This is a genomic window from Actinomyces sp. ICM47 (assembly GCF_905369875.1).
In the GTDB taxonomy this organism is placed as follows: Bacteria; Actinomycetota; Actinomycetes; order Actinomycetales; family Actinomycetaceae; genus Pauljensenia.
On the sequence record NZ_CAJPJE010000001.1, the window covers coordinates 28,727 to 54,715 of the forward strand.

Genomic DNA, 25,989 nt, shown 5'->3' on the forward strand with positions numbered 1-25,989 from the left:
TCGTGCCCAGCGTCGTGCGTTCCATGATCGGTCCTCTCCGTGCGTTCGATTCGTCGTCGGCCGTGGGGCGTCGCTCTTCCGTCGAATCCCCGCTGAGGGCCGGGCCTGCGCCCCTGCCGCGCCTCGGAGCGAGAACTCCGCGACGCGCCGGCCGGCCGGATCCGCTTCCGCAAGCATCGCAGACCCCACTCGGCCTGTGGAAACCGATCGCCCATCACCTGCTCGACCAGCATCTCCGATCAGCGAGCCCAGCGCTGCGTCCTCGATCCCTCGCTCCGTGTGTCGTCCGCTTCATCTTCTTCCCAAGAATCACCCGCCACGTCTAAGGTTAGGCTTGCATAAATTTACGAAAGGGCCGAGGTGAAGACACTTTCACGAACACTCTCAGGAATCGCCATGGCATCGCTCGCGCTCGGTACTGCGAGCCCGACGTTCGCAGCCGTCGCGACGAGTCCGGCGTCCGGTTCCGAACCGGCGAACCCGACGTCGACGACCGAGCACGGGGAACGCCGCGCCAGCGGAGCTGATTCGGACTCGCTGCGATTCTCCTGGATCTACGAGTCGCGCTACGGCGACATCATTCGCAAGACGGATCGCCTCACGTACAAGGACGCGGGCGCGACGACTCCCGTATCCTGCGACATCACCGGCGATAGTCTGGCCGACATGATCTTCGCGAATCGCACGGGCCTCCACGTCCTCCCCTACATCCCCTACGGTGATCCGAGCGACGAGGTCGAGATCTCGCTGAGCGAACAGCGCAACCTCCTCACCACCGCGGCCCCGGCCGGTGAGAACGCATTCGGCAATGCCGTCACCTGCGTCTCCATCAAGGGCGCGCCCCACGTCGCCGTCGCCGGCGAGCGCGCGGTCTACCTGTACTCCTCCGACTCCGCGGCCCCTCGACTCCTGGCCGCGATCGACCCCGACGCCGATGTGCTCGCGATCGCGGGAAGCCCGGACAGCCCGTTCCTCGCGGTCGGCACGGCCGATAAGGTCACGATCGTCGATACCGCGCGCTTCGAGACGACGCCGAAGCCTCCCGCTCCGCCCTCGGATCCCCCCACCGGATCCAACGACGACGAGTGGAACGAGGACGGCCCCGAACCTCCTCTCGGCTCGGGCGGCGAACTCGACCCCGACGTCGCCGACCTGTTCGACTCCGACGACTCAACCCCGGAGCGGAGCGCGACCGAGACCGGCGCCGAATCCGACGCGAGCGCGGCCGGTGCTGGAACCGCCGACGCGAGCGCGCCCGGCGCGCGCCGCCTGCTGCGCGATATCGCCTCCGCCACCTGGAACGTCGATACCTCGAAGGGCCTCGCACTGCTCGCCTTCGGATCCGACCTCGCGGTCGGCACTCCCGCGACGAGCACGGTGGCCTACGCCCCGGCGTCGGCGAGCAGCCTCGACGGCGCGCCCCGTATCGTCGGCGCGTCGAAGCAGGGAGCAAGCGCTGAATTCGGTGCGGCGATCGCCCGGATCGGCGACATCAACGCGGACGGCGCTCCTGATCTCGCCGTCGGCGCGCCGGGCCACAACAACGAGGCCGGCGCCTTCGCCGTCGTTCAAGCGGGGATCGACACCGTCATCGACCTCGACTCCACGGCATCCGCTCCGGTTCATGCGAGCGAATCGGCGAAACGGACCGGCTATCTCTTCCGCAGCCCCCTGTACGGACGGCTCGGCGCGTCACTCGCGTGGGTCGACGGCGGGGAGTATCCGGGCGCCCTCTTCGTCGGCCGCCCGAAGGATGGCGAGCACCCCGGTGCGCTCGCGATCTCCGCGAAGGCGTTCACGCAGGACTTCAACGCGGGGCAGGGGATCCTCGATCTCCCCGGCGCGCACCATGCGACATTCGTCTCCGCCGAGGGCGGTGAGAGCGACCCCGGCGCGGGGCTCGGCATCATTCCGCGCCGAGGAGACGACCCTCTGCAGGGCGTCTACACATCGGACTCGAAGGGCCGCATCGACGTATGGACCGTCGACATGTCGCGCCAGGGCGAGAAGACCCACAGCGACGACGAGGAGATCGTCGCTCCGATCCCCGAGCCCCAGCCCCGCAAGGAGGAGACCTCCTTCGTCCCGCTCGACACCCCGACCGAGAAGTCGTGGCTCGGCGAGTTCTCGTCCGGCCTGGGGGGCTCGCTCGCGCGAGGCGCGTGCGATGTGACCGGGGACGGGCGCCCCGACATCATCTCGGGCAACGTCGTGCGGTCCCAATGGAAGTGGGATCCGTACTACGCGGAGAGCACGCCCACGCGCGGCTGGATCTTGAACGTCACCGGCGAGATCTCGATCATCCCGGGCGGTACCGCCGGTCAAGCCCTCCCCTCCGCTGAGACGATCTCGATCCTCGGCCCGCGTCGCACCGCCGACCCCGCAACCGACGCCAACATCGGGTTCTCCGTAGCGTGCCTGGGCGACGTCAACAAGGACGGCGTGGACGATATCGCCTTCGGCTCGCACACGATGTCTCGCGTGTGGGTCGTCTTCGGCGGCTCGCACCTGCGCGACGTCGACCTCAACAAGCTCGATCCGGCGCACGGCTGGTACGTGGATCTTCCGTCGGTGGGCGCGGGCGCGTTCAACATCACTCGCGTGGGCGACGTGAACGGCGACGGCATGGCCGATGTCGGTTTCATCGTCGCGAACGCGGCCGTCTCCGCCGACAAGAACGCGACCCCGCAGGGCGCGGCGTTCATCCTCCGCGGCAAGGCCGATGGCGCGCCCGTCGACATGCGCGACCTCACGAAGAACGACCCGGCCGTTCTTCAGCGCATCGATTCGCCGGAGGGAAACACCTTCAACAGTTTCACACGCGTGGGCGACGTGAACGGCGACGGCACCGCGGACTACGTCGTGACCGACTTCCAGCACATGCGCGACTACGTGATCCCCGGCAAGGCGTGGGTCGTCTACGGGCGGGCCGCCGACGCTACGAGCGACCGCTCCGCCGCCGGAGCGCGCGTCCGGGCCGGAGCCCCCGGTGCCGGCTTCGCGCTCACGATGCCCTTCGACGCCTCTCACCGGCTCGGCGCGGGCACCTCGGTGGCGAACGTCGGCGACGTGACCGGCGATTCGATCGACGATTTCGTCATCGGATTCGACGGCGGCCTGCTCGCGAACCAGGGAACCGGCGGCGTCGCGCTCGTGGCGGGCGAGAAGGCCGCGATCGGCCAGGAGCTGGACGACGTCGTGATCTCGCCGAAGGACCCGGGCGCGACGTCGGCGCGCGTCAGGATCATCACCGGCCCCGAAGGCGAGAAGGACCACGGGTTCGGATACGCGGTCGACGCCCTCCCGATTCCGGGATCGGGTTCGGCGATGCTCGTGGTCGGCGCCTACGGCTCGACCGGGAACGGGCGCGCGTGGGTGTTCTCGACCGACGAGTTCGCGTCGGATCCTCGAGGAATCGCCGATATCAAGGCGACGGAGATCGCTTCGCGCGGCGAGCGCTCCCGATTCGGCCGCGCCGTCGCCTTCATCGGCGACTACCTCGGGAAGGCCACGGTCGCCATCGGCGGAGACGGCGTGATCGACGACGCCGCGACCGGCGACCAAGGTTTCGCCCACTCGGCGCACATCCTCGCCAGGGCCGTCGACCTGCCCGATGGCGCCGCGCCGAAGCCCGACGGGAACGCGCGTCCCGGCGATTCGTCGACCGCTCAGTCCTCGACGACTCAGACGCCCTCCCCGGGTGCCGAGGTCGCGAAGGGGCCGGGTCGTGGGAAGGCCGATCTCGCGCGCACCGGTTTCACCGCGGGCGGCATGATCGCGGTGGCACTCGGTTGCCTGGCGGCGGGCGCGGTGCTGATGCGCCGCGGCGCCGAGGACTGATCCTTCCAACCTCATCGAGGAGTCGTCCCCGCGAACGGGGGACGGCTCCTCGATGCGTTCCCCCGTCGGGGAAGGGCGCTCATTTCGCAGCCGGGCGATGGGCGCCGAGAACACCATCCCGGCGCTCGCGATTCGCGCGGGAGGCGCCGACGCGGCGCAGGAAGCCGGACTGACCGCCACCGCTCCCATCGACGCCGAACTCGTCGTGCGCGCGGCCCCCGACATCGTCTTCGTCGAGGACTTCATGGGAGCGGGCATGGACCCCTTCCAAGAACTCCTGTCGAACCCGGCTCTGGCCGAGGTCCCCGCCGTGAAGAACAAGCGGATCGTGCTCCTGCCGATGAACGAGGCCTCGGCGGTCGCCGGCACGAATCTCCCTCTCGGCTACGAGAAGATCATGACCGAGGTGCATCGGTGAGACGCCGAGGACGCGGCCCTCTCGGGGGCGAAGCGGCGACGGCTCGGGGACGCTCCCCGGAGGCGCGCGCCTTCTTCGCCCCCGGGAACCCGGCGATCGCGCGTCAAGCCCTCCTCATCTCGATCCGCGCCTGCGCCGCGGCTCTCGCCCTGATCGGCATCGCCGACGTCCTCGCCGCGCACCTGGTCGGCGCCCGACTTCACGAGTCCTCGATCATCCTGACGGCGGTGTGGATCCTCGTCGTCTGCCTCGCCAGGCTCGCCCTCGGCCGCGAGACCGACGCCTCCCGGAGCCGCGAGGCCCGCCGCATACGGCGGGCCCTGCTCGAGCACGCCTTCCGCCTGGGGCCCGCGCGAATCGGCGCCGAGGAGACCGGGCGCCTGATCTCGCTGCTCACCGACTCCGTCGAACGCGTCGTCGAATACCGGCAGGCCTACATCGGCGAACTCATCGGCGCCGTCGCCACGCCCTTCCTCGTCCTCGTCGTCGTCGGGGCGCTCATCGACCCGGTCGCCGCGCTCGTCCTCGTCGCCTGCATCCCCTTCGTCCCCCTCTCGATCGCTCTCTTCCAGCGCTTCGTCCGCGACGACTCGTCGGCTTCGCGCGAGATGCGGGCCCGTCTGTCCGCCCAGTTCCTCGAAGCCATCCAAGGCCTGTCCACTCTGGTGGGGATCGGCGCGGCCGACCGCGTGGGGGAGCGCCTGGCGCGCACGGGCGAGGACAACCGCCTCGCCGTCATGCGGGTTCTCGCGCGGAATCAGCTCATCCTGTTCGTCATGGAGGGGGTGTTCTCCCTCTTCCTCGTGACGGCCGCGATCGTCGTCTCGTGGATCAGGCCACCTCGGTAAAAAGTCGCGAAAAACGCCTCATTGGAGCGAAGTGGTCTGCACTTTGGGCGAATCGTGACGACAGGCTCAGCCCCGGCCTCGTGAATGGGGGTGCCCTGCCCACAACAAACGTGGGGCAAGGCGACGCCCGCCCTGCCCCACGTCTCATGCGCCTGTTCCCGTTCCTGTGATTGCCGGCGACGGCTGGCCCGTGACGGCCTTCGATGTTGACGTCGAACTCACCGAGCGCGCCAGGCGTACGAGAACGTCGAGCCGCTTGGGAGGCGTTCCCAGAGACGTAGCCACGTCCTCGTTCAATAGCTTCCGGAGCTCGGTCACGGTCCACTCGACCTCGCAGTCCGGCGCGACGCTCGTGTCCGCCTGAACCCAGAGCTTGCTCGGAGAACCGGTAACGAAGACGGTACAGCGCTCGACACCGGGAAGGTCCTGAACGCGCTCGGAGAGGGCTTGCGACAGGACATCGGGGGAAAGAGTAGCCAGCAGAGCACTATCGGAGCCGCTGAGCCTGAGCGGAGAATTCGCAGGCCTGCGCGGCACCTGCATGAGGAGCAGGAACAGACCAGCGACGAAGGCGAGCGCAGATGCCAGAACGCCACATGGCACGAGCCAGTGGGCGCGAGGCGAAAGAATCGCCCCGATCTGGTCGTGCGCCGCAGCTAGGTATACGGAAATGACGGGCAGATGGTGGCCGACGTCGAGGCCGGACGCGAGGAACCAAGCGGACGCGCAGACGATAAGCAGTCCGAAGAATGCCAGGAGAACCCTGTTGAGAGCGGCAGAAACTGAACGCATAAATCGGTTCTCTTTCAGCTCACGCGCTTGGCGCGGACACGGCTGCGGGTGATGCCCTCGGGGTTGAAAACCTCCAGGGCCTCGTCGGTCTTCTTGGACGCGGCTTCGCGCACGGCGTCTAAGTCGTCCGCGTCGCTGAAGACGACAACCTCGACTCGTGACCTGCGCACCGTGGCGGAAGCGGACCGAATCGTGGCGAGCTGTTCGACGTGCCGCTTCACGAGGATCGCCAGGTCAGAACGGTGAAGTGCTGTCTGCCCGGGGATATCGTCGGGAAGAAATGCGATGTGCTTGGGGCGGCCAGGCCACAGTGCTGCGACAAACATCAACAGGCCGCATGCGGCCGCGAATCCGGCAGCAATAAGTGCTGCGATGGAGCTGAAGGACACCGTGCCGACCGCGTTGAGCGTGGTGACGGTGCGCTGCGGCCAGGCCCCAGTGAGAAGGCGGTATCCCGTCAGCCATGTGCCGAGTCCTCCGACGATGATGAGCAGCAACGCCAACAGGGTGGCGGGTGTGCTCCGGGTCGGGCGATAAACGAGTGCCGGTACGGGTGCTCTCATCTCAGGCTCCTCCTGATATGATTGCTCGGGTTGAGCCACGAAATGTCGATGGACATCTTGGCGACGCGTACCCCACACAGCTTTTCGACGCGACCGCTCACGTGCGCGCGCAGGTCCTCGATAGTGGAGGACAAGGGGGTGGGGAAGACGAGGCCGAGGTCCAGATGGAGGATCGCGCGCTGTCCATAGAGTTGGCACGTGGCCTCGGGGCGAGACCCGAAGTTTCGGCGGGAACCAATTCCGAGGACTCCACCTGCGTTCGAGCCGACGGCGGCGAACTCAAACGCGGCTTGAGCGGCGATTCGGGCGACTACATTGGCCGGGATAGTCGTGGTGCCACGCTGCGTCAAAGAAGAATCCTTCTTGCGCGACGGCATCGACTGCGTGACTGCGGAGTCAGGCGCGGCCACGCTCGTCACCTCTTTCGCCAATCGAGGATACGTTGGACATCGACCCGGCCCTCCAGATAGAGGCCCACTACCCATCCGACGACGCCGCACAGGGCAACGAGGACGAAGCTGGCGAAGGAACCGAACGCGAGAACGGCTCCCATGAACAGGCCCACCAGGAGAGCCAGGTGCGTTGTCTTCATGAGAATTCCTCAGATCCAGGCGTCGAGGTCGACTACTTCAGATCGGTTGAGGCGGAGGTGTTTATTTCCTCCTCGGGCAGGTGGACGTCGGTGACGTCGATGTTGACCTCGACGACCTCCAGGCCGGTGGTTCCTTCGATCTGGTCGATGATGTTGCTGCGAATATCGTTGCAGACGTTGATGATGGAGTAGCCATACTCGACGACGACGATGACATCAATGGCGGTCTGGGTTTCGCCCTTGTGTACGGTGATGCCGCCGGTGACGTTGGTCTGGGTGGTGGGGATGCGGTCAGTTACGGCGCTGAAGGCGCGGCGCACGGCGTTGCCCATGCCGTACACGCCGGGCACCTGGCGGGCGGCCATGCCGGCGATCTTAGCGACGACGTTTTCCTCAATGGTGGTCGTGCCGTGGTCGGTCTGGAGGGGACCCTCGGGGGTCTTGTCCTGTTCAACGTTCTCGTTGTTGTCGCTCATGTGAGCCTCTTTCATTGAATCGAAGGTGGGGGCCGCTGGGGTGATGCGCGGCTCAAGCAACGGGTCAGTGATGTGTCATCGTAGGCACCGCGATTAGCTTGTGTGCCCTGCTGATCGCCCTGGTTTTGCTCCCCGCGACCATTCTTCCGTGGTTTGTCGGATCCTGTTGGTTGAAAAAACGCTGTGATCTCGTTAAGTGAGATGTGTCACTGGCGAGTGGTAAATAGTGATACGAGGTCACGAGAATTTTCTTCACGACGAGGCCGTGGCCGGGTCGCGCGAGGGCGTGGCCCGGCTTTGCTGTTGCCGGTCATCTAGTGTGCGGAAAAGGAGGTCCTGACGACGATGCAACTTAACGCCTTGCGTTAATAACGTGTCCCGATATATTGTATGCGTCATGATCCAGTCATTCGGGGATCGTCAGACCGAGCGGTTGTTTGCGAGGGAGCCTGTTCCTTCCCTCGACCCACGCATCGCTCGCGTCGCGCTGCGCAAGTTGCGTCAGGTCGACGCTGCGTGTCGTCTAGAGGATCTTCGGATTCCTCCGGGCAATCGGCTCGAGCATCTGCGCGGTGATAGAGCAGGGCAGTACAGTATCCGAATTAATGATCAGTGGCGTATCTGCTTCAAGTGGGGCGATGCTGGTCCAGAAGGGGTTGAGATCGTTGACTACCACTAAAATTGCTCCGATTCACCCGGGTGAAGTTCTCATGGAAGACTTCATTGAGGGCTTCGGAATTACGCAGCACAAGCTTGCCGTCGCTATCGATGTTCCGCCGCGTCGTATCAATGAAATCGTTCACGGGAAGCGGGGAATTACAGCCGATACCGCGATGCGGCTCTCTCGTTACTTCGGTACGACCCCGGGGTTCTGGATGAACCTGCAGATGCGATACGAGCTTGATCGCGCCGAAGATGCGCTGGGGGATACGTTGAGTGGAATCGTTCCGCTCACGACGGTCGAAGTCGCCTAAACCGCCTCAGTCTGACGAGGCCGTGGCCGGGTCGCGCGAGGGTGTGGCCCGGCTTTGGCGTTGAATAAGTGTGAGCGTGGACAGGTTCTGATCAGCACATCGCCTGATTGTGAAGATCGGCCCTATCCTGGTGCTGGAGGGTCCTATGCGATTGACAATTGACGTTGACGACGAGTCGTTTACGCGCGCTGCTGCCCTCACTGGAATAGATGACCATGCAGCGCTGATTCGGCGCGCTCTCGAGCTTCTGGTACGCATTGAAAGCGGGCGGCAGCTCGCTGCGCTCGGCGGCAGTGATCCGGCGGCGGAGGCCGCGCCTCGGAGTCGAGCGCGCGCGTGAGAGTCCTTGTTGACACGAACATCTGGATCGACCACCTGCGGAAAATTGAGCCGGTTCTGGTCGATCTGCTCGAGCGTGACCAGGTGTGCGTGCATCAGAGTGTCATCACGGAACTCGCGTTGGGGAATCTCAAGAATCGATCGATCTTCCTGAAGGCACTTGAGCGCTTGATGATCGTGCGCAATGTTGATGATCAAGGCGTGCGGCATCTTGTTGAGGAGCGGCACCTTATGGGGTAGGGGCCTCAGTGCTGTTGATGTGGCACTCCTGGCAAGTGCTGTCGTAACCCCTGGCGTGGCGCTATGGACGGGCGATAAGCGTCTGCGTCAGGCAGCGCGCGACGTGGGTGTGTTGACGGACTTCGTGTGAGGCAGGAGAACTCTGACGAGGTAGTGGCCGGGTCGCGCGAGAGCGTGGCCCGTCTTTGCTGTCGGTTGAGTGCGAGTGTGAATCGTGTCGCCGATCACCTGAGTGGTAGGGTGTGGCCATGACGACAAATAGCCAGTACTCATGGCTGTGGTTCTCAAGGAGGTAACAATGCAGGGAGCAGCTCTCGGGGATGACGGCGTTCAGACCGTGCGCTACTGGTTGTACGCGCCGGGCGAGGGAGCACACATGTGGGAGGAGTTCTACGAGCGCGGAGTCATGGGGCTGGGCTGGGGTGCTCTCGGTGATTTGTCTGTATGCAACAGTAAACAAGACGTGAAAAAACGGATGCTCGAGACCTACCCAGAATACGGGAGGCAGACGAACGATATTCATGCCGCCTGGCAGTTTGTGAGCGAGATGAAGCTGGGAGATGTTATCTTCGCTAAGAAGGGACGTTCCGAGATCATTGGGCGTGGTGTGGTCACGGGTGAGTATGTCTATGATGAGGAATGGAGGCAATTTCCACACATTCGCAAGGTTGACTGGACTCACGTGGGAAACTGGAACATCGATAGAACATTAGCGTTGAAAACGCTCACCGATATTACCTACGACCAGGAACTCGTTAAGCGAATTGAGACCTCATTTCTGGACAGTGATGATTCTGTTGACATCGAGGAAGCAACGATGGTGTTCCCCGAGTATTCCGCTGAAGACTTCTTGACGTCTGTTTACATGGATCGTGAGCGATACGACGCGATTGTGGGTCTGTTGCGCGCCAAGAAGAACATCATCTTGCAGGGCGCGCCCGGCGTGGGTAAGACCTACGCAGCTAAGCGCCTCGCGTACTCGATGATGGGCGTCAAGGATGTTTCGTGCGTCAAGCTCGTTCAGTTCCACCAGAGCTACTCTTACGAGGATTTCATTGAGGGGTATCGTCCCTCCGGCGCGGGGTTTGAGCTGGTGAAGGGTGCGTTCTATTCCTTCTGCAAGAAGGCAGCTGAGGATGAGGAGAACGACTACTTCTTCATCATCGATGAGATTAACCGCGGCAACCTCTCCAAGATTTTCGGCGAGCTGTTCATGCTCATCGAGAGCGATAAGCGCGGAAGTGAACTCCAACTTCTCTACTCCCGCGAGCTCTTCTACGTGCCCCGCAACGTCCACATTATCGGCATGATGAACACGGCAGACCGCAGCCTTGCGATGCTCGACTACGCGCTGCGCCGCCGATTCGCCTTCGTTGAACTGTGCCCCGCCTTCGACTCTGTGGGCTTCTGCGATTACTGCGAGGGCCTCGGCAATCAGAGGTTCAAAGACCTGGTACGCGTAGTGAAATCCCTCAACCGTGCGATCGCCGAGGACGAGTCGCTCGGCGAAGGATTCTGCATCGGACACAGCTACTTCTGCAACATGAAACCTGAGACCTGCACTGACGCGGCCCTGGCCTCGATCGTGGACTACGAGCTCATCCCGATGCTCAAGGAATACTGGTTCGACGAACCCGGTAAGGTCCACGAATGGAGCGACAGGCTGCGTAGGTCGTTGCGGTGATTCGCGTCCGCAACATCTTCCACATGCTTGCCTACGCCTTCTCGGCGCTCACCGAGCAGGGCTACCGTTCTGTGGCCACGGAGGACTTTGACAATGCGGCTGAGCTGTGCGCCGCGATCCTCGAGCGGGGCGTGTCAGCGCAACTCAAACGAGGCCTCGGCCAGGAGTACGTGAATCGGACCGAGGCACGCTCCTCCCTGCGCGGCAAAATCGAGGTCACTGACTCCGTGAAGTCTCAGGCAATCCTGCGCCGCCAGCTGGTGTGCTCCTACGACGAGTTCAGCGTCGACACGACGATGAACCGCATCATCAAGGCGACGGTCGCGCTGCTTGTGCGCTCGGATATCTCCAAAGCACACAAGAAGAGTCTGAAGAAGCTCATGGTGTTCTTCGCGGACGTGCGCGACATCGACCTGCACACCGTCGACTGGAACATGCGATACGACCGCAACAATCGCACGTACCGCATGCTCATGGCGGTGTGCTGGCTCGTCGTCAAGGGGCTGCTCCAAACTCAAAGCGACGGCACCACGCGCATGATGGATTTCTTCGACGAGCAGCGCATGAGCCGCCTCTACGAGAAGTTCATCCTCGAGTACTACCGCAGGGAACACCCGCAGCTGCGCGCCAGTGCGTCTTTCATTGAGTGGGCGCTGGACGACGAGGCCTCGGAGGGTCTGCCCGCCATGCGCACCGACATCACGCTGAGCGCTCGCGGCCGCGTGCTCATCATCGATGCGAAGTACTACGCTTCCACGTTGCAGAGCAACTTCAACAAGAAGACTGTGCATTCGGGGAACCTGTACCAGATTTTCGCGTACGTGAAGAACAAACAGATTGCGTTCGAGCGCGCGGGGAAGAGCGTCGAGGTGTCGGGCATGCTCCTGTACGCCGCGACCGACGAGGACATCCAGCCCAACGCCACCTACCGCATGAGTGGCAATCGAATCAGCGCGACGACGCTGGACCTGGATCGTCCCTTCGAGGAGATCCGCGCGCAGTTGGACGGCATCGCCGAATCGCTTACTGGTCCGTCAACTCCGGCTTCGTGAAGGAGCGGACCTGGGCAGCGTCCGATTCTATCTCAGGGGCTGTCATGGTCTTCTTCGACGCTGCCTCGAGGGCGCTCACGGAGCGCGCCCGGGACAAGAGCCGGTTCTCCATGGAGGAAACAGCCTTGTTGTAGTAGTCCACGCTGCGCGCCAAGCTCTTGCCCAGGTTCGCCATGTGGCTCGCGACGACGCCGAGCCGCTCGTACAGGTCGCGGCCCAGAGCGATGATCTGATCCGCTTGCTCGTTGATGTTCGTGCGCGCCCACGCCGTCGCGCACGTGCGCGCAACCGCGAGCAGCGTGACGGGGGAGCACAGGGCCACCCCGCGTGCCATCGCGTCGTCCAGGAGCGATGCGTCCGCGCGCAGCGCCGCCGACAGCGCAGCCTCGGAGGGGACGAACAGGATGACCATCTCGGGGGAAGAGCCGAGCAGACGCGCATAGTCGCGCGACGCCAACGCCTCGACGTGAGAACGCAGGGCCTTCGCGTGCGCCGCCAACTCCGAGCGGCGGCGGGCCTCCGCCATCTCGCCGCTTTCCTCGATGCCGCAGGCCCTCAGGTACGCATCCATCGGAGCCTTCGCGTCGAGTGCCAGGAAACCCTGTCCAGGCAGGTGAATCGTCACGTCGGGACGCCCGCGCTCACCCGATGCACTCTCCGCGCCCAGGCCTCGTCCCTGAGTGAGCGAACCAACCGAGCGCTGCTCCGCGAAGTCGACGTGCGGCATCATCCCCGCTGCCTCGAGGACGCGGGCCAGCTCGACCTCGCCCCACGTGCCGCGCGCACTGCGCGAGCGTAGCGCGCCCTCCAGGGAGGCGGTCGTGCGGGCCAGCTCGGCCTCGCGCTGGGCGGACTCGCGCAGCTGCTCGGCGAGGGCGCCGTGTTGGCGCGCCCGCGTCTGTTCCATCTGATCGACGCGCTGCGTCATCTGCTCAAGCTGGACGCGAACCGGGGCGAGCGCCTGCAGGACAGAGGCGTCGCCCTGGGAGCGAGCCTCGGCGGATTCGACGCGACGCGAGAGTTCCTCCGCGCGCGCCTGCCACCGGGCGACCTGCGCGCGCAAGGCGACCACATCATCGCCCGGCTGTGACGCCCGGCGCGCCACCGCCCCCACGTATCCGAGCAGAGCACCCACAACCAGTCCAACCAGGAGAAAAACAAGTGACATACCCATAACGGCACGATACGAAGGGCCATGCACATCTGCGTCCACAGAATCTATAACAAGGGACCCCCACCATAGTGGTGGGGGTCCCTGAGATGCCAGACTAAGCCTGGTGTATAAACCCATAGATGCGGATCTGTGGCCTCTTGTAGGAGGGGCATGATCGCGCTATGAAACGTGTGCTCCCGTTAGGTCGATACCTCGTCAGCTTGAAGTCGTCATTAGTCGTCCCTGGGGGTGAATCCTGGCTCACGCTCGCGATGAAATCGCCTTGCCATGTCGCGTGTGCTGGGCGTCGATCCATTTGTTCGGACTCTCTAAATGGACGTGAATGTGGATGTGGTTTGTTTCCTGGTTGAGTCCGAGGTACTGGCTGAGAGGCACGGTGAGCGGAGGCAGTGAGCTTCGTGAGTTGTTGGGGGACAGCAGCAGAGGTGGGTGGTTGGGAGTGTAGAAAACTAGGGTTTGCTTCTCGATCCTGTCGTCTTCGCATGTGTTGCTCTCGGCGCGGAACCTGTCGGCAAACCACAAGCTCAGGTCTGATGCGCAGTTGACGGCAAGTGGGATCAGGTGGAGTGCCAGGAATAGGAAGTCCGTAAAAAATTGAAGATCAATCATTTGTTGTTTCCTTTCGTGTCGGATTGTTGAGACTGTCTCCCTCCTCTCGGTGGAGATTCTCTTTACTTGCCGCTAAGTGTAATGGCACTTAGCGGCCGGTGTCAACTTAGGATCGTCAACGTCGCGTTTAACGTAGATCCTAATATCTATGTCAAATGGAGTCAAATCGATGTGGGCGACATAGTATTGTTCGCGGAGTGAGCATCCCACGCCTGTCCGCAGAGCTCCAGCACAAGCCGCCACCAATCGACCCCACGTCCAATCAGTCGCCTATCCTGGGTGTAAGACTCACGGGGGAGGGGTATGGAAGCCGTCGATCCGCGCACGATGCACGTCCTGATTAGCGATAAGAACACGCCGAACTGGCAGGATCACACCTGGAAAGTCGCGAAGGCGCGCCGCGACGGGAATCGCATCGTGGTCACCTATACCAACGGCAAACAGTATCCATACGGCGAGGATCGGGTACGTCTCTACGACCAGGTTGAGCGCCGCAAGGTCGACGCCCTCGATGAGATCCGGGTGTGCGGGCAGCGCTGGAATAACGTCGAGATCATCTGGACGCTTCGCCGCGCGGGTCACCCGCGTAATCCGCGCTACACGCTGGCGTATCGGAAAGCTGACGGCACGCTTGCGCTTCGGCGCTACGGAAGTGACGAGGTGAGGGCGTCGTTCGCGACGCCGGAGCAGCGCAAGAACGCCTCCATCCTCGACTACGTGCGCGAGGAAGTCCGTGCGCAGGCTCGACGGGCCGGGGCGATGTTGGACACGAGCGAGCGTTATCCCCGGTGGGTGGGCGAGGGTACGTCTGCGCCGTCGGCCATTCTCGCGAACGTGTGGGAGCGGCTTCCGCAAGCGCCGCGAGGGTCCGCCCTCGAAGCGTTCCTCGCGGGCTCGACGTCCACGACGACGGGGGCGAGCGACCATCTCATCATGCCCTTCCACTCCAACATTGATCAACGCAACGCGATTCGCGCCGCGCTCACCCACCAGATCTCGATCATCGACGGTCCTCCCGGCACGGGCAAGACACAGACGATCCTCAACCTGATCGCCTCCCTCATCGCACAGAGCAAGACCGTCGGCGTCGTCGCGGGTGCCAACTCCGCGGTGGACAACGTCATCGACAAGCTGACGGAGGAAGGCTACGGATTCCTGGTGGCCAGCCTCGGAAAAGCGGAGCGCGTCAAGGAATTCCACCAGCGTGAGGGGATTCTCGAGCAGCGGCGCGAGGCCTGGGCCAAGAAGGCGTCCACTGCCTCGCCGGGTGCATCCGTCCGTGCTAACGAGGCTGCGCTGCGGGCCGAGGAGGGACAGCTCGTCGCCCTGTGGGAGGACGCACGAGACATCCCGCAGATCCGGGCACGGCTGACCGCGACCCAGCGTGAGCGCTTCCTCTTCGAAGAGAAAGTGAAGGAAAGTCGCCGCCCGATCGCGGATATTTCGCGTCTGGCCGTCGTGCGGCGCAGTTCCGAGACCATCGCTGACCTGCTTGCCCTCGCCCGCTGCGCGCCGAGGCCTGGGCGCAGCCCTCGGGGCTTCATCGAGCGGGTACGCCGCTACTTCGCCTACGGATCGTTGAAGGGTATCGACCTGGAGGACCCGGATGTCCAGTCGGCGCTTCAACTCGCTTTCTATCAGACCCGCGAACGCGAACTCAGCCGTCGCATCGAGGAAGCAGAGGCGCGCGCGGCCCGCCACGGCCTCGTCGAGGGGAGTGCGCAGTACCGTCGCCGTTCCCGCGAGGCTTTGGACACCGCCCTCCAGGACCGTTTCGAGCGCGAACGCCCGAGCCGTCTGAACCCCAATCAGTGGCTCAACCGACAGACGGACATCCTCCTGCGCACCTACCCGGTGATCGCATCCACCTGCTTTTCGATCCGTCACAACCTGGCCGAGGACACCCTGCTCGACTGGATCATCATCGACGAATCGTCGCAGGTCCTGCTCCCGGAGGGAATGGCGGCGCTGAGTAAGGCACGCAACGCCGTCATTGTCGGCGACGCGCGGCAGATCGGGCCGATCTTCCAGGGCTGGGACGAAAGCAAACGGCAACCGCCCGCGAAACGATTTGATGTGCGCTCGGTATCGCTGCTCGATTCCATCAAGGGTATGACCGAATCTGAACAAGTTCCCAGCACCCTGCTCAAGGAACACTACCGCTGCCACCCTGCAATCATCGAATTCTGCAACCGCATGTACTACGGCGGCCAGCTCATCCCGATGCGCGTGCCGGCGGAGGATGCCCCCGATCCGCTCGCGATCGTCTACGCCGCACCGGGAAACCACGCGCGGCGGCCTGCGCGCGGGGGAAGCTTCTTCTCCCAAAGAGAGATCGAGATTATCGCCCAGCTCGAAGACATGCGGGTCATCCGCGAGGGGATCGAGGCGAATGATAAGGACGAGTCCGGCGACTTCGTCCTCGGCGTGGTGACCCCGTTCCGGGCGCAAGCGACCGGCCTGCGCCAGCGTATCCGCGCGGACCTCGGGGAAGGCCAGCACGCCCGATGGCTGGCGGAGACCGCGCACAAATTCCAGGGACGCGGCGCGGGAACGGTGGTCCTATCCACGGTCCTCAACGCGCACGACCGAGCCGCTGCGTGCGAGTTCTACGACTCTGACGCCATGACGAACGTCATCGTGTCGCGCGCCAAAGACCGGTTTATCGTCGTCACCACGCACGGCGGCGTCCGCCTGAGCCGAAACATTAGGACACTGCTCGATTACATCGAAATGTACGACCCAAGCGCCGTCGTCCAGTCGGACATCGTCTCCATTTTCGATGTCCTCTACAACGCCTACAGCGCGTCGCTCGAACGTTACTCGCGCGCCAAGTGGGCTGACCGTCGGCGCTCGCCCGCCGAGAACATTGCCGACCAATGCTTGCGCGAGGCGCTCGCGGAACCCAGGTACGCTCGCTTCGGCTATCAGACCGAAGTATTCCTCAGGGACGCGCTGCCGAACACTCGTCGCCTCAGCGAGGAGCAGCGCGCCTTCGTGTTCACGGATAGCGCCCTCGACTTCGGGGTGTACTCGCGGGTGACCGGGCGCCTGGTCCTCGCCATCGAAGTCGACGGCTGGCAGTATCACGGCAGCAGCGAGCAACAGCAGCAGCGCGACGCGCGCAAAGACTCGATCATGGCCGCGTACGGCGTTCCCGTCCTGCGCTTGCCGACGAACGGATCGGGGGAGGAGCGCCTGATCCGAGAGGCGCTCGACAAGCTGCTCTGATCGGTGGTCGGTGTCCGATTGGTGGGATGTGTGACAGCTGTGTTCACTGCCCTGTGGTTGTCGCTCATCCGCGTTTGACGAGGTCGGGGCGGAGTTGCGTGGTGGCGCGCGCATGGGGTGGGAGAACGTTTCGTGGTGGTTACTGGGCATTCTTAGTGTTTTGTGTTGGTTCTGGGCGTAGCCTGTGTTCTTAACAGGGCGCGTTTCCGATGGTGGGGGTGCGCTGGAGGATAGCTACCTCATCGTGGAGGGTGAGAGAACATGATGGTTCCACCGTTGTCCGAGCGGCCCGTCACTGAGGAGGACGAGGAGCAGTTCCGCCGCGAATCCATGCCGCGCAAATACACGCTGCGTCAGCGGTGGGCCGATTATCGAGCCGAGACGACAGCCAACCGCCCCAAGGGCGCGAAGGCCAGGGTGCGGGCCTGGCTGCACGTTGAGCCGTTCTATTGGGGGATGCGCGCCGCCTACGTTGTGCTTGTCGTTGGAGCAGTCTTCGCCGTCTACATCAACGGCGTCGCTAACGGTTGGTGGCGCGCATGGGGAGACAAACCCACCGTCACAGCCACCACACCCGCAGCAAGGCCCGCACCATTCGCGTCAAGTTCCACCGATGCGGCGATGTCGGGCGGCTACCAGATCGGACCCGACGGCGTGCTCGTGCGCCCCGCCGAACACGCCGCATCCACCTACACCAAACCAGAACTACCCGAAGAAGCCAAGGAGAACACCGAGAGGGGCGCGGAACTCGCAGCCGAGTACCTCCTCGACACACTCACCTACGCATGGAACACCGGAGACACACAACCATTCGAAGACATCACGCAACCCGGAGAGAACTTTCGAGAAACCTACATTCAAAATATAAATAACATCTACTCTAAAGGATGGCTATTCGGAAACAATTCCACTATCACGAACATTGTTGCAGTTGAACCTGTCTCGGTAGAGAAATTCCATGTTGAACCCAATACCATCGGCGTAGCATTTGAAATTGAAACAGAGGACGGAATCGCGTGCACTAGGCAGAAGATAACTAATAGAACCTCTAAATACAAAGCAGATCTAGATCTATTCATGACATGGAAGAATGGACGTTGGATCCTCACCGATGGAGGCGTCGATTTTGATGTCGAAAGTTAGTGCAGTATTGCTTCAGGGCGCTTCAGCCATTACACTCATATTGTGCATGAATATACAACCTGCTGTGGCAAGTCACGTAAGTGCGCCATGCGCGGATGGTGCAAACGATCCTTTTGGATTTTGTGCTTCTGCAACTCCTGATGGTATCAATACAAGTGCATGGAAAAGGGAGCGCTCCGGGGCGCCCGATCCTGCCCCTAATACGTCTCCGCCATCATTAGACGCTCAGAGGGCAAAACAGACGGCTGATGTGAAGGCTGATCCTGCGTCTGGTTCTTACAAAGATCGTTGTAAGGAACTGTTCATTGGGAAGGCGGCTAACAGTCCGATTGTTTCTGATGACGCCACTATCGTTCGGTGCGAGCTGCCTCCTGATCCTGAGGGTGGACCCAATCAGGACCCGGGGCGTGTACCCACCACGCGCGACATCCTCTACCTGGCCTCCACCGTGATCCACGCCGACGGGGCCAGGTTGTACAAGCGACCGTTGGGGGTCTCCTACACGAATAAGTTCATTCCCACGATTGTCGCGGTCACCAGCCCCACCCAAACACACGTCATCAACCTGCTGGGACGCGACATCACGATCACGCTCACCGCCACGAACTACGAATGGAACTGGGGAGATGGAACTCCGAACCTGGTCACCACCTCCACAGGATCAGTGTGGTCCGAGGGCATGGATTTGAACACCGACCCGAACCTGATCCGCCACTACTACACCCCATCCCAAGGCTGGCGCTCGATGTTGGATGGCCCTTACCCTCACGAGGACCGGGACATCACCCTGACCACCACGTGGAGTGGAACCGCCACCAACCCCTTCACCGGGGAAACACAAACCATCAACGGCCTCGTCACCACCACGGAAACAACCGGCAAATTTCCCCTGTCCCACCTAGTCATCAACAACACCGACACCTGGGAAGAAAAACAAGGCCACTAGTCACAGGCTGATCCAAACTGTACCCTCTCCACATGAGGTGGGTTGTGGCGTGGTGGTCCGGCGCGTCGTCAAGTCAGTCGGGAAGGACTGCGAATCGCTCGTTCACGCGTTGGCAGTATCCTTCGCCGATCTCGGTCAATGCTTTGATCGTTCGATAAATTTCAGGGTTTTGTTCCGTCGGCATGTTGTGACCACGTCCGTAGTAATTATCAAGGTTCTTGTTTAGGCGAGCATTGAGCTTCCGCACCTCATGCACTGAGTGTTCGAGCATTCCTTCGCTATTTACCAGACGTAGATAAGTGTAGAGGAGGGTGGAATAGTTGTGTACGATAAGTTTTTTGTAGCTCTTTCCCAGTGAACTCTTCCTAACAGATTTGGAAGCGGGGTTGCGTCCGCATAGCCACATGCCTTGACGAAGAACTTGATTGTCGAAAGGGGTTTCCTGATCTGTACCTGCCGCGTGTACGGGAGCGGGAATGTGTACCTTCGATAGTAAGCAAGAACCGTGAGACACGGCGTTGCGCAGCTTTCGCACAATGAATAGGAGATGTTCGAGAGGTGCTTCCTGTCCCTTGATGTGGCAGTATGACGAGTATAGGCGTGCCTGGGATGCGAACGTTCCGAGTTCCCACCAATGCCATAGGGAGCGATCAGTTCCGCAGTGCTGCAATAAATCCTCAACGTATGGATTGGAGGGAGCTGGCGTCTGTTCTGCGTGCCAACTCACCCCTGATTCTCGAAGGATTCGATCTGCCATGCCCGGATCGTTCTCCTCCATGAGATGGGCGTTGAGCCATACTTTCAGCGCGTGTTCGATGGCCAGACAGTGGTCGAGGCACAGACGGCTCAATGCGATGTCCATTCGCGATAGTTCGACGAGATGTGCGAAGTCGCAGGAGAACTTTCCGTCATCGCCGCGCCGGTAGTTATGTCTGTAAGACTTGAGCTTGTAGTAGTACGTGTTCTCTCGAAGGAACGTTCGTGCATCATCCTCCGACATGATGCTGAATGTGATACCGGATTCTCGGAGATGGTTTATCTGCTCATCTAATCCGTAATGGCGCATGCGTTCATCACCTTCGAAGTTGCGCAGTAATAAAAAGGAGGGAATGCGACCAGAATGATCGATCCCCTCCCGACCCGGCCCGGCGAACCAGGCTAAGCCTACGTTGTGCGTCGATAGTAACACTCAGGCCCCGGTGTCTGTCAAGGCAAGGCAGTACGTGTACGCGGATTGATGCTGGGTGTGTGGTGCTGCGTGCAACGGGTCCTACGCCACCACCATGGCCGCCGTGCCCGCGCACATGAGGGCGAGGCCAGCCAGGTATCGCCGCGTGAAACGCTCGTGAAACACGGCCGCCGAGAAGGCAACGGTGACGAGAATCGACAGCTTGTCGATGGGGACGACGACCGATGCGGGCCCGTCTTTCAGCGCGTGATAGTACGCCAACCACGACGCGCATGTCGCGGCACCCGACGCGATGATAAAGGCCAGCTCGCGCGCGGGGATCGACCGCACCTCGCGAATACGCCCCTGCCATGCCACGATCACCCACGCCATGGCCAGCACGACGAGCGTGCGCACCGCAGTTCCCAGCGTCGGATCGACCCCGGAGATACCGACCTTGCCCAAGATCGACGTCAACGCGGCGAACAGCGCGGACGCGAGCGCGTACGTGAGCCAACTTCCGCCCCAGCGCAGGGCGAGCGGCAGCCCAGAAAGGTCGTCGGGGTCGACCATGAGCAGGGTCCCCGCCGTGATTACAACGATCCCGACAACACTCCAGGCGGTCACAGGCTCGCTCAACAGGATCAGGGCCAGGAGGATCGCCAGGACCGTCGACAGCTTGTCGATGGGGGCCACGCGGGATACGTCGCCCCGCGCGAGGGCCGCGAAGTAGCACAGCCACGAGGCCCCGGTGGCCAGGCCCGACAGGATGAGAAACAGGAGCGACCGCCCGTCGATGGTGCCGAGGGATGACGCCGATCCGACCATGGCGGCCATGCCCCACGCTCCTGCCGCGACGACGACCGTTCGTAGGGCCGTCGCCACTGTGGAACTTGTCGTCGCCACCCCAGCTTTCGCGAGGACCGACGTCAGCCCCGCAAACAGGGCGGACAAGCAGGCGGCGAGTAACCACATGAGACTAGAGTAGGCCCGTTCCTGATGTTCTTGCACCCGAGCAAAATGACGGTGTGTCATGGGCGTCAGATCGCGAAAAAAGTAGGTTATAGTTGTTGACTATTCGCCTCTGTGTTGAGGCAACAACGCTATGTAAAGGAACAAGATGAGCGAAAACATCGACGAGCTTGGGGTCAACGGTGAATTCGAAGAAGACGGCCGGGAGATCGTGCTCGACACGAGCGGCGAAGCAGAACTCACGGGCGAAGTAGCCGAGGGTGTCGATGAGCTGCGCGAAACGATCGCCCAGCAGGACTCGGAGGCCGAAAAGTACGCGATTGAATTCCTCAAGAAGGTCGTGCGTATCCGTGGCGTGCGCATCACGAGGGATGAGTTCCTGCGTCAGGAGCTGCGCAAGCTTCACATGAGTGACGAGGCGATCGCGAGCGCGGTCGACTCGAATCCGGTGCTCGCAGGTGTGTCCTTGACCGATCTCGACAAGCTTGCTGACGGCATCATCTCCTTCGAGACGAACAAGTCCGCGGCGATGTCCTTCGCTGCGGGCATCCCCGGCGGCTTCGCGATGCTCGGTACTGTCCCAGCGGACCTGATGCAGTACTACGTGCACGCGTTCAGGATCATGCAGAAGCTCGCGTACCTCTACGGCTGGCGTGAGCTCCTCAGTGACATGGATGAGGTAGATGACGAGACGATCGGTGTCCTCGCGATGTTCTTCGGCGTCATGCTCGGCGTCGGTGGCGCGGCCCAGTCGCTGACGACGTTCGCGCGCTCGGTCGCGATGCCGGCGTTCCAGAAGCAGGTGACTAAGCAGGCCCTCACGAAGACCTCGTGGTACCCGGTGATGAAGCATTGCCTGCGTTTCATTGGCATTAATGTGACGAAGAAGAGCTTCGCGCAGGGCGTCTCGAAGGTTATCCCCGTCATTGGAGGCATCGTGTCGGGTGGCATGACCTTTGTGTCACTCCAGTCCCAGTCCACTCGCCTGAAGGGCCACCTGCGCGAGCTGCCGCTTCCCGGAGTCGACGCTGCGGTCTGGAAGCAATCGGTCAGCGAAGCGACCCCCGAGGACCAGGGGCCGGGCGTGCTGGATAGCGCCCAGCAGGCATTGGAGAGCACGACAAAGGTTGTTGCCGACGGTGCGACGAGCGCCGCCTCCGCCATCGCCGGAGGTGCGACGAGCGCCGCCTCCGCGATCACTGGCGGCGTCAAGGGGCTCTTCGGTTGGAATAAGTAGCATCTCGGAGACGAGGCCGGGACTGAGGCGCGCTCATCCGTGAACTCAGCCCCGGCCTCGTGCATGAGGAGAGGCAGGTCACACGCTAGAGTGTGCGTAGATGTCAGTGAGCTGTCGGCGGGCAGCGAGACGTGAAGGAGCGCAATGCGCGGCAAAATAAATGACTATGGAGTGGATGGCGAGCTGCGTGGAATTACCGCTGAGCAGGCCTCGTCGGCGGAGCAGCACGGACTCGACTTTTTGAAGAAGGTTGTTCGATTCCCGGGCGTGCGGATTAACCGTGATGAGTTCTTGCGCCAGGAACTGACGAAGCTGCGCGCAAGCGAGGAGGCCATCGAGCGGGCACTGGCCACCAGCCCCGCGCTGGCGGGCGTTCCGCTGCTGGCGCTCGACACCCTCGCAGACGAGACAATCACCTACGAGACGAACAAATCGGCCGCGCTCTCCTTCGCGGCGGGTCTGCCCGGAGGATTTGCGATGCTCGGCACGATTCCCGCGGACCTGATGCAGTACTACGCGCACGCTCTGCGGATCATGCAGAAGCTCGCCTACCTGTACGGGTGGCGTGACCTCCTCGCCGACGTGGACGAGGACGATGAAATGCTCGACGTGCTCGCGGTGTTTTTCGGCGTCATGCTGGGGGTCGGTGGAGCCGCCCAGTCGTTGACGGCTTTCGCGCGCATCGCCGCCAAGACCGCCTATCAGAAGCACGTGACCAAGCGGGCTCTCATGAGCATCACGTGGTACCCGGTCGTGAAGTACTCGCTGCGCGTCATCGGCATCAACATCACGAAGAGTAGCTTCACGAAGGGGGCCTCGAAGATCGTCCCTGTCATTGGCGGATTCGTGTCGAGCGGCCTGACCTTCATGGCGCTCCAGACCCAGTCGGCACGTCTGAAGGGTCATCTGCGTGAGCTGCCCCCTCCCGGCATCGACGCCGAGGCTTGGGCGCAGCACGTCCTCGACACGACCCCGGCGCGCGGCAAGCAGCTCGTGGCGGACGAGGTCCAGGAAACCATGAAAGGCAAGGCGCGGGTCGTGATGGTCGGGGCGAAGAGCGCGGTGTCGGGTATCGCTGAGGGTGCCACGGGGATTGCGGGTGGCGTGAAACAACGCTTGCGGAAGGGGAAGTAGACGCTCACGCCCGAGGCCGTGGCTGGGAACCGCGCGGACTTGCTCAGCCCGACTACGGCCTCGTGTGTTTAACTCGCCACTGTTTGTCGAACGAGGACGCCCAACGCCCGGCAACCTGCCACCATATGCGGGTGAGTGACACGAAACAGAAGCCCCTGCATTCTTCGACGCAAGAGGCAGGGCCCCTGATGCTGCAGGCTTTCGCGTGGGACATGGCGCCGGATGCGAGCCACTGGCGCTACTTGGCACAGCACGCGCAATCGATCGCGGACCTGGGCGTCACGATTATCTGGCTGCTGCCCGCCTACAAGGGAAACTACGGTCTCAATGACGTCGGCTACGGCGTCTACGACCTGTACGACCTGGGCGAATTCGACCAGAAGGGCACGATTCCCACGAAGTACGGGACGAAGAACGAATACCTGGCCGCCATCGACGCCCTGCATGAGGCGGGGATCGCCGTGTGCGCCGACATCGTCCTCAACCACCGCATGGGCGCGGACGCGACCGAGATGGTGCGCGCGACTCCTATCAACCAGCAGGACCGCCATCAGGTGATCGGCGAACCCGAAATGATCGAGGCGTGGACCCGCTTCACGTTCCCGGGGCGCGGCGGCGCCTACTCGGATTTCACGTGGGACTGGACGTGCTTCCACGGCATCGACTGGGACCAGGCGACGCGGCGCAAGGGCCTGTGGCTCTTCGAAGGCAAGCACTGGAACGAGTCCGTCGACACTGAGTTCGGCAACTTCGACTACCTGATGGGCTGTGACGTGCACGTCACGGACCCGCGCGTCAGCGAGGAGCTGGACCGCTGGGGACGCTGGTATGTGGAGACGACCGGCGTGGACGCGCTGCGCCTGGACGCCGTTAAACACGTCGGATCTGACTTCTACGCGCGCTGGCTCGAAGACCTGCGCACCTCCACGGGTCGCCTGCTGCCCGCCGTCGGCGAGTACTGGAGTGGCGACGTGCGCGAACTCGAGGCCTACCTGCATGAGGTTCCCAACGCCATGCTCTTCGACGTGCCTCTGCACTACCACCTCCACCAGGCATCGGTCTCGGACGGCAACGTCGACCTGTCGAGCCTGTGGGAGAACACGCTGACGGCGTCGATCCCGGAATTGTCCGTCACCTTCGTCGAAAACCACGACACGCAGCCCGGACAGTCCCTGGCCTCCACGGTGGCCTCCTGGTTCAAGGCGGCCGCCTACGCGCTGATCCTCCTGAACGAGGCCGGGGTGCCCTGTGTCTTCTGGGGGGACCTCCTGGGAACGCCCGAGACCGGCGACCTGCCCGCCGTGCGTGAGCTCCCCATCCTCATGGGCGTGCGCTTCCGCGCCGCGATCGGCCCGCAGCACAGTGCCTTCGACAACCCGGACGTCGTCGGTTTCTCCCGCGAAGGTCGGGCGGATGTGCCCGGCACGGGCTGCGCCGTCATCCTCTCCGACCGTTGCGCCGCCGAGAAAACCCTGTACGTGGGAACCCACCACGCGGGCGAGGAGTGGGAGTGCCTCATCGGTGGCCACCCAGCCGTGTTCGTTGCTGAGGACGGTACGCTGACGGGCATCGTCAGTGACGGGGGCCTGAGCGTCTACGTGCCGCGCGTCTGAGCGTGACGCAGCCCGGGCCTCGTCGACAGGGACGAGGCCCGGGTCAGTGCGCGCTCGCGGCTTACCGAAGCGGCGGCGCGTGACGGAGGGCAGCTACTCGTGCGCGGTACCCAACGCGAGTGCAATCGTTTGCGTCGGCACGATGAGCTGCAGCGGGGCGATGGGAGAGACCAGGGCGTCAACGTGATGCGTGTAGAAGTCGCGTGCGTGCTCGTCCTTGCAGTGGATGAGCAGCGCGGCGATTCCGAACTGGTCCGATGCCGCGAGAGTCCGGCGAAGCGCGTCGAGCAGGAGCGTCGCGCCCACACCCTGCCCCTGCACTCGGCGGTCAACCGCGAGCCTGGCCAGGAGCATGCATGGGATTGACCGGGGTCGGTGGGCAGCAAAGTCATCCGGCGACCACTCGCGTCGAATCGTTGCTGCCGCTAGCGCGTAGTAGCCGGCGATACGCCCGCTCTGCTGGCACACGTAGGTCACCGCGTTGTTGGCTCGCTGGTTGTGCCACGCATAGCGGTGAAACCAGGTGTTCAGTTCGTCGTTTCCACACGTGAAATCGCTGCGCTTGTCATGGCGCGCCAACCGGCGGGGAGCATTGAGCGCCGGGATCTCTAGTCCGTCCATGTCAGCGTCGATCCGACGGGGGAGGGGCGGGCGGCGAGTGCTTGGATTTTTATCGTCGGAAGCGGCGCGTCCAGGGCCTCCAACAGGCGCTCGAAGTCCTCGTCTGTTGCGACGAACTCCGTGCGGTCCGCCAGCGCCTGATCCGCGCGTTCCAGGGCGGACGCGAGGACAAAATCGCTCAGCGATGTCTGCACAGTGCTCGCGACGTAGCGCAGCTTTTCCTCCTGCGCAGGCGTCAAACGCAGGTTGATGCGAGATGATTTTGTGGCAGTTGCGTGCGCAGACACGTCGTGCTCCTTTCCGCTCGTACATACATTGTATGT

General features: G+C 62.9%; 25 protein-coding genes and 1 pseudogene. 15 read left to right on the plus strand and 11 right to left on the minus strand.

Features of this window, described 5'->3' with window-relative positions; translation table 11 throughout:
• The first annotated feature begins 396 nt into the window (after positions 1-396).
• The 3 genes from QZ149_RS00160 to QZ149_RS00170 all read left to right on the plus strand — a co-directional run bounded on the left by QZ149_RS00160 (position 397) and on the right by QZ149_RS00170 (position 5,106).
• Positions 397-3,840 (plus strand): integrin alpha, encoded by a 3,444-nt coding sequence (locus QZ149_RS00160; protein ID WP_291448433.1) that lies wholly within the window; start codon positions 397-399, stop codon positions 3,838-3,840.
• Between the two features lie 97 nt (positions 3,841-3,937).
• Positions 3,938-4,258: an ABC transporter substrate-binding protein gene (locus QZ149_RS00165; protein ID WP_291448435.1), complete on the plus strand. Its 321-nt coding sequence runs from the start codon at positions 3,938-3,940 to the stop codon at positions 4,256-4,258.
• A complete protein-coding gene (locus tag QZ149_RS00170; RefSeq protein WP_291448438.1) occupies positions 4,255-5,106 on the plus strand; it encodes an ABC transporter transmembrane domain-containing protein in 852 nt (283 codons plus the stop codon). Before QZ149_RS00165 ends, QZ149_RS00170 begins: the two co-directional genes overlap by 4 nt.
• Positions 5,107-5,250: 144 nt before the next feature.
• Here QZ149_RS00170 and QZ149_RS00175 read toward each other — a convergent pair whose 3' ends face one another.
• Genes QZ149_RS00175 through QZ149_RS00195 form a run of 5 tightly spaced genes read right to left on the minus strand, consistent with a single transcriptional unit; the run spans position 5,251 to position 7,529 of the window.
• The gene (locus tag QZ149_RS00175; RefSeq protein WP_291448441.1) at positions 5,251-5,898 is read right to left on the minus strand and encodes a hypothetical protein; all 648 of its coding nucleotides are present in this window, start codon (positions 5,896-5,898) and stop codon (positions 5,251-5,253) included.
• A 14-nt stretch (positions 5,899-5,912) separates the two neighbouring features.
• Positions 5,913-6,461, minus strand: a complete 549-nt coding sequence (locus tag QZ149_RS00180) for a DUF6286 domain-containing protein (protein ID WP_291448444.1) — start codon at positions 6,459-6,461, stop codon at positions 5,913-5,915.
• Complete coding sequence (locus tag QZ149_RS00185) at positions 6,458-6,838, minus strand: hypothetical protein (RefSeq protein WP_291448648.1); 381 nt, start codon at positions 6,836-6,838, stop codon at positions 6,458-6,460. Before QZ149_RS00185 ends, QZ149_RS00180 begins: the two co-directional genes overlap by 4 nt.
• A gap of 38 nt (positions 6,839-6,876) precedes the next feature.
• The gene (locus QZ149_RS00190) at positions 6,877-7,053 is read right to left on the minus strand and encodes a hypothetical protein (RefSeq protein WP_009057414.1); all 177 of its coding nucleotides are present in this window, start codon (positions 7,051-7,053) and stop codon (positions 6,877-6,879) included.
• Between the two features lie 32 nt (positions 7,054-7,085).
• On the minus strand, positions 7,086-7,529 hold the full coding sequence (locus QZ149_RS00195; protein ID WP_291448452.1) for an Asp23/Gls24 family envelope stress response protein: 444 nt from the start codon (positions 7,527-7,529) through the stop codon (positions 7,086-7,088).
• Positions 7,530-7,926: 397 nt separating this feature from the next.
• On the opposite strand from QZ149_RS00195, the gene QZ149_RS00200 reads away from it, so the two are divergent.
• The 6 genes and pseudogenes from QZ149_RS00200 (at position 7,927) to mcrC (ending at position 11,818) form a co-directional block, all read left to right on the plus strand.
• A complete protein-coding gene (locus QZ149_RS00200; RefSeq protein WP_291448455.1) occupies positions 7,927-8,208 on the plus strand; it encodes a type II toxin-antitoxin system RelE/ParE family toxin in 282 nt (93 codons plus the stop codon).
• Positions 8,168-8,503 (plus strand): HigA family addiction module antitoxin, encoded by a 336-nt coding sequence (locus QZ149_RS00205; protein ID WP_291448457.1) that lies wholly within the window; start codon positions 8,168-8,170, stop codon positions 8,501-8,503. The genes QZ149_RS00200 and QZ149_RS00205 overlap by 41 nt, the downstream gene beginning before the upstream one ends.
• A gap of 145 nt (positions 8,504-8,648) precedes the next feature.
• Positions 8,649-8,843: a type II toxin-antitoxin system VapB family antitoxin gene (locus tag QZ149_RS00210; protein WP_291448460.1), complete on the plus strand. Its 195-nt coding sequence runs from the start codon at positions 8,649-8,651 to the stop codon at positions 8,841-8,843.
• Positions 8,840-9,212: pseudogene (locus QZ149_RS00215) on the plus strand (PIN domain-containing protein). The gene QZ149_RS00210 and the pseudogene QZ149_RS00215 overlap by 4 nt, the downstream one beginning before the upstream one ends.
• A 168-nt stretch (positions 9,213-9,380) precedes the next feature.
• Entirely contained in the window at positions 9,381-10,766 is a 1,386-nt protein-coding gene (locus QZ149_RS00220) for an AAA family ATPase (RefSeq protein ID WP_291448464.1), read from the plus strand.
• On the plus strand, positions 10,763-11,818 hold the full coding sequence (gene mcrC / locus QZ149_RS00225) for a 5-methylcytosine-specific restriction endonuclease system specificity protein McrC (protein ID WP_291448467.1): 1,056 nt from the start codon (positions 10,763-10,765) through the stop codon (positions 11,816-11,818). Before QZ149_RS00220 ends, mcrC begins: the two co-directional genes overlap by 4 nt.
• Here the strand turns inward: mcrC and QZ149_RS00230 are convergent.
• Positions 11,790-12,992 carry a DNA recombination protein RmuC gene (locus QZ149_RS00230; protein ID WP_291448470.1) on the minus strand — a complete coding sequence of 401 codons (1,203 nt, stop codon included), beginning with the start codon at positions 12,990-12,992 and terminating at the stop codon, positions 11,790-11,792. The two genes, mcrC and QZ149_RS00230, sit on opposite strands and share 29 nt — an antisense overlap.
• A gap of 240 nt (positions 12,993-13,232) precedes the next feature.
• Positions 13,233-13,601 (minus strand): hypothetical protein, encoded by a 369-nt coding sequence (locus QZ149_RS00235; protein ID WP_291448472.1) that lies wholly within the window; start codon positions 13,599-13,601, stop codon positions 13,233-13,235.
• A gap of 303 nt (positions 13,602-13,904) precedes the next feature.
• On the opposite strand from QZ149_RS00235, the gene QZ149_RS00240 reads away from it, so the two are divergent.
• The 3 genes from QZ149_RS00240 to QZ149_RS00250 all read left to right on the plus strand — a co-directional run bounded on the left by QZ149_RS00240 (position 13,905) and on the right by QZ149_RS00250 (position 18,921).
• The gene (locus QZ149_RS00240; protein ID WP_291448474.1) at positions 13,905-16,832 is read left to right on the plus strand and encodes an AAA domain-containing protein; all 2,928 of its coding nucleotides are present in this window, start codon (positions 13,905-13,907) and stop codon (positions 16,830-16,832) included.
• 261 nt (positions 16,833-17,093) lie between these two features.
• Positions 17,094-17,975 (plus strand): DUF6318 family protein, encoded by an 882-nt coding sequence (locus QZ149_RS00245; RefSeq protein WP_291448477.1) that lies wholly within the window; start codon positions 17,094-17,096, stop codon positions 17,973-17,975.
• A 364-nt stretch (positions 17,976-18,339) separates the two neighbouring features.
• The gene (locus QZ149_RS00250; protein WP_291448649.1) at positions 18,340-18,921 is read left to right on the plus strand and encodes a hypothetical protein; all 582 of its coding nucleotides are present in this window, start codon (positions 18,340-18,342) and stop codon (positions 18,919-18,921) included.
• Positions 18,922-18,994: 73 nt separating this feature from the next.
• Here QZ149_RS00250 and QZ149_RS00255 read toward each other — a convergent pair whose 3' ends face one another.
• Both QZ149_RS00255 and QZ149_RS00260 read right to left on the minus strand, forming a co-directional pair.
• A complete protein-coding gene (locus tag QZ149_RS00255; protein ID WP_291448480.1) occupies positions 18,995-19,987 on the minus strand; it encodes an Abi family protein in 993 nt (330 codons plus the stop codon).
• A gap of 204 nt (positions 19,988-20,191) precedes the next feature.
• Complete coding sequence (locus QZ149_RS00260; RefSeq protein ID WP_291448482.1) at positions 20,192-21,064, minus strand: EamA family transporter; 873 nt, start codon at positions 21,062-21,064, stop codon at positions 20,192-20,194.
• 145 nt (positions 21,065-21,209) lie between these two features.
• Here QZ149_RS00260 and QZ149_RS00265 point away from each other — a divergent pair, with 145 nt between their 5' ends.
• The 3 genes from QZ149_RS00265 (at position 21,210) to QZ149_RS00275 (ending at position 25,045) form a co-directional block, all read left to right on the plus strand.
• Positions 21,210-22,298 (plus strand): hypothetical protein, encoded by a 1,089-nt coding sequence (locus QZ149_RS00265; protein WP_291448484.1) that lies wholly within the window; start codon positions 21,210-21,212, stop codon positions 22,296-22,298.
• 144 nt (positions 22,299-22,442) lie between these two features.
• Complete coding sequence (locus QZ149_RS00270) at positions 22,443-23,432, plus strand: EcsC family protein (protein WP_291448487.1); 990 nt, start codon at positions 22,443-22,445, stop codon at positions 23,430-23,432.
• A gap of 125 nt (positions 23,433-23,557) precedes the next feature.
• Entirely contained in the window at positions 23,558-25,045 is a 1,488-nt protein-coding gene (locus tag QZ149_RS00275; RefSeq protein WP_291448490.1) for an alpha-amylase, read from the plus strand.
• Positions 25,046-25,138: 93 nt separating this feature from the next.
• Here QZ149_RS00275 and QZ149_RS00280 read toward each other — a convergent pair whose 3' ends face one another.
• A complete protein-coding gene (locus QZ149_RS00280) occupies positions 25,139-25,666 on the minus strand; it encodes a GNAT family N-acetyltransferase (RefSeq protein WP_291448493.1) in 528 nt (175 codons plus the stop codon).
• On the minus strand, positions 25,654-25,953 hold the full coding sequence (locus QZ149_RS00285; RefSeq protein WP_291448495.1) for a DUF1778 domain-containing protein: 300 nt from the start codon (positions 25,951-25,953) through the stop codon (positions 25,654-25,656). Before QZ149_RS00285 ends, QZ149_RS00280 begins: the two co-directional genes overlap by 13 nt.
• Positions 25,954-25,989 lie beyond the last annotated feature (36 nt).

What these genes read in the sequence shown, in the direction of transcription:
- QZ149_RS00160 (WP_291448433.1), top strand. Translation starts at nt 397, where the DNA reads ATGGCATCGCTCGCGCTCGGTACTGCGAGCCCGACGTTCGCAGCCGTC.
- QZ149_RS00165 (WP_291448435.1), top strand. Translation starts at nt 3,938, where the DNA reads ATGGGCGCCGAGAACACCATCCCGGCGCTCGCGATTCGCGCGGGAGGC.
- QZ149_RS00175 (WP_291448441.1), bottom strand. Translation starts at nt 5,898, where the DNA reads ATGCGTTCAGTTTCTGCCGCTCTCAACAGGGTTCTCCTGGCATTCTTC.
- QZ149_RS00180 (WP_291448444.1), bottom strand. Translation starts at nt 6,461, where the DNA reads ATGAGAGCACCCGTACCGGCACTCGTTTATCGCCCGACCCGGAGCACA.
- QZ149_RS00185 (WP_291448648.1), bottom strand. Translation starts at nt 6,838, where the DNA reads ATGCCGTCGCGCAAGAAGGATTCTTCTTTGACGCAGCGTGGCACCACG.
- QZ149_RS00190 (WP_009057414.1), bottom strand. Translation starts at nt 7,053, where the DNA reads ATGAAGACAACGCACCTGGCTCTCCTGGTGGGCCTGTTCATGGGAGCC.
- QZ149_RS00195 (WP_291448452.1), bottom strand. Translation starts at nt 7,529, where the DNA reads ATGAGCGACAACAACGAGAACGTTGAACAGGACAAGACCCCCGAGGGT.
- QZ149_RS00200 (WP_291448455.1), top strand. Translation starts at nt 7,927, where the DNA reads ATGATCCAGTCATTCGGGGATCGTCAGACCGAGCGGTTGTTTGCGAGG.
- QZ149_RS00205 (WP_291448457.1), top strand. Translation starts at nt 8,168, where the DNA reads ATGCTGGTCCAGAAGGGGTTGAGATCGTTGACTACCACTAAAATTGCT.
- QZ149_RS00210 (WP_291448460.1), top strand. Translation starts at nt 8,649, where the DNA reads ATGCGATTGACAATTGACGTTGACGACGAGTCGTTTACGCGCGCTGCT.
- QZ149_RS00220 (WP_291448464.1), top strand. Translation starts at nt 9,381, where the DNA reads ATGCAGGGAGCAGCTCTCGGGGATGACGGCGTTCAGACCGTGCGCTAC.
- QZ149_RS00230 (WP_291448470.1), bottom strand. Translation starts at nt 12,992, where the DNA reads ATGGGTATGTCACTTGTTTTTCTCCTGGTTGGACTGGTTGTGGGTGCT.
- QZ149_RS00235 (WP_291448472.1), bottom strand. Translation starts at nt 13,601, where the DNA reads ATGATTGATCTTCAATTTTTTACGGACTTCCTATTCCTGGCACTCCAC.
- QZ149_RS00240 (WP_291448474.1), top strand. Translation starts at nt 13,905, where the DNA reads ATGGAAGCCGTCGATCCGCGCACGATGCACGTCCTGATTAGCGATAAG.
- QZ149_RS00245 (WP_291448477.1), top strand. Translation starts at nt 17,094, where the DNA reads ATGATGGTTCCACCGTTGTCCGAGCGGCCCGTCACTGAGGAGGACGAG.
- QZ149_RS00255 (WP_291448480.1), bottom strand. Translation starts at nt 19,987, where the DNA reads ATGCGCCATTACGGATTAGATGAGCAGATAAACCATCTCCGAGAATCC.
- QZ149_RS00260 (WP_291448482.1), bottom strand. Translation starts at nt 21,064, where the DNA reads ATGTGGTTACTCGCCGCCTGCTTGTCCGCCCTGTTTGCGGGGCTGACG.
- QZ149_RS00265 (WP_291448484.1), top strand. Translation starts at nt 21,210, where the DNA reads ATGAGCGAAAACATCGACGAGCTTGGGGTCAACGGTGAATTCGAAGAA.
- QZ149_RS00270 (WP_291448487.1), top strand. Translation starts at nt 22,443, where the DNA reads ATGCGCGGCAAAATAAATGACTATGGAGTGGATGGCGAGCTGCGTGGA.
- QZ149_RS00275 (WP_291448490.1), top strand. Translation starts at nt 23,558, where the DNA reads ATGCGGGTGAGTGACACGAAACAGAAGCCCCTGCATTCTTCGACGCAA.
- QZ149_RS00280 (WP_291448493.1), bottom strand. Translation starts at nt 25,666, where the DNA reads ATGGACGGACTAGAGATCCCGGCGCTCAATGCTCCCCGCCGGTTGGCG.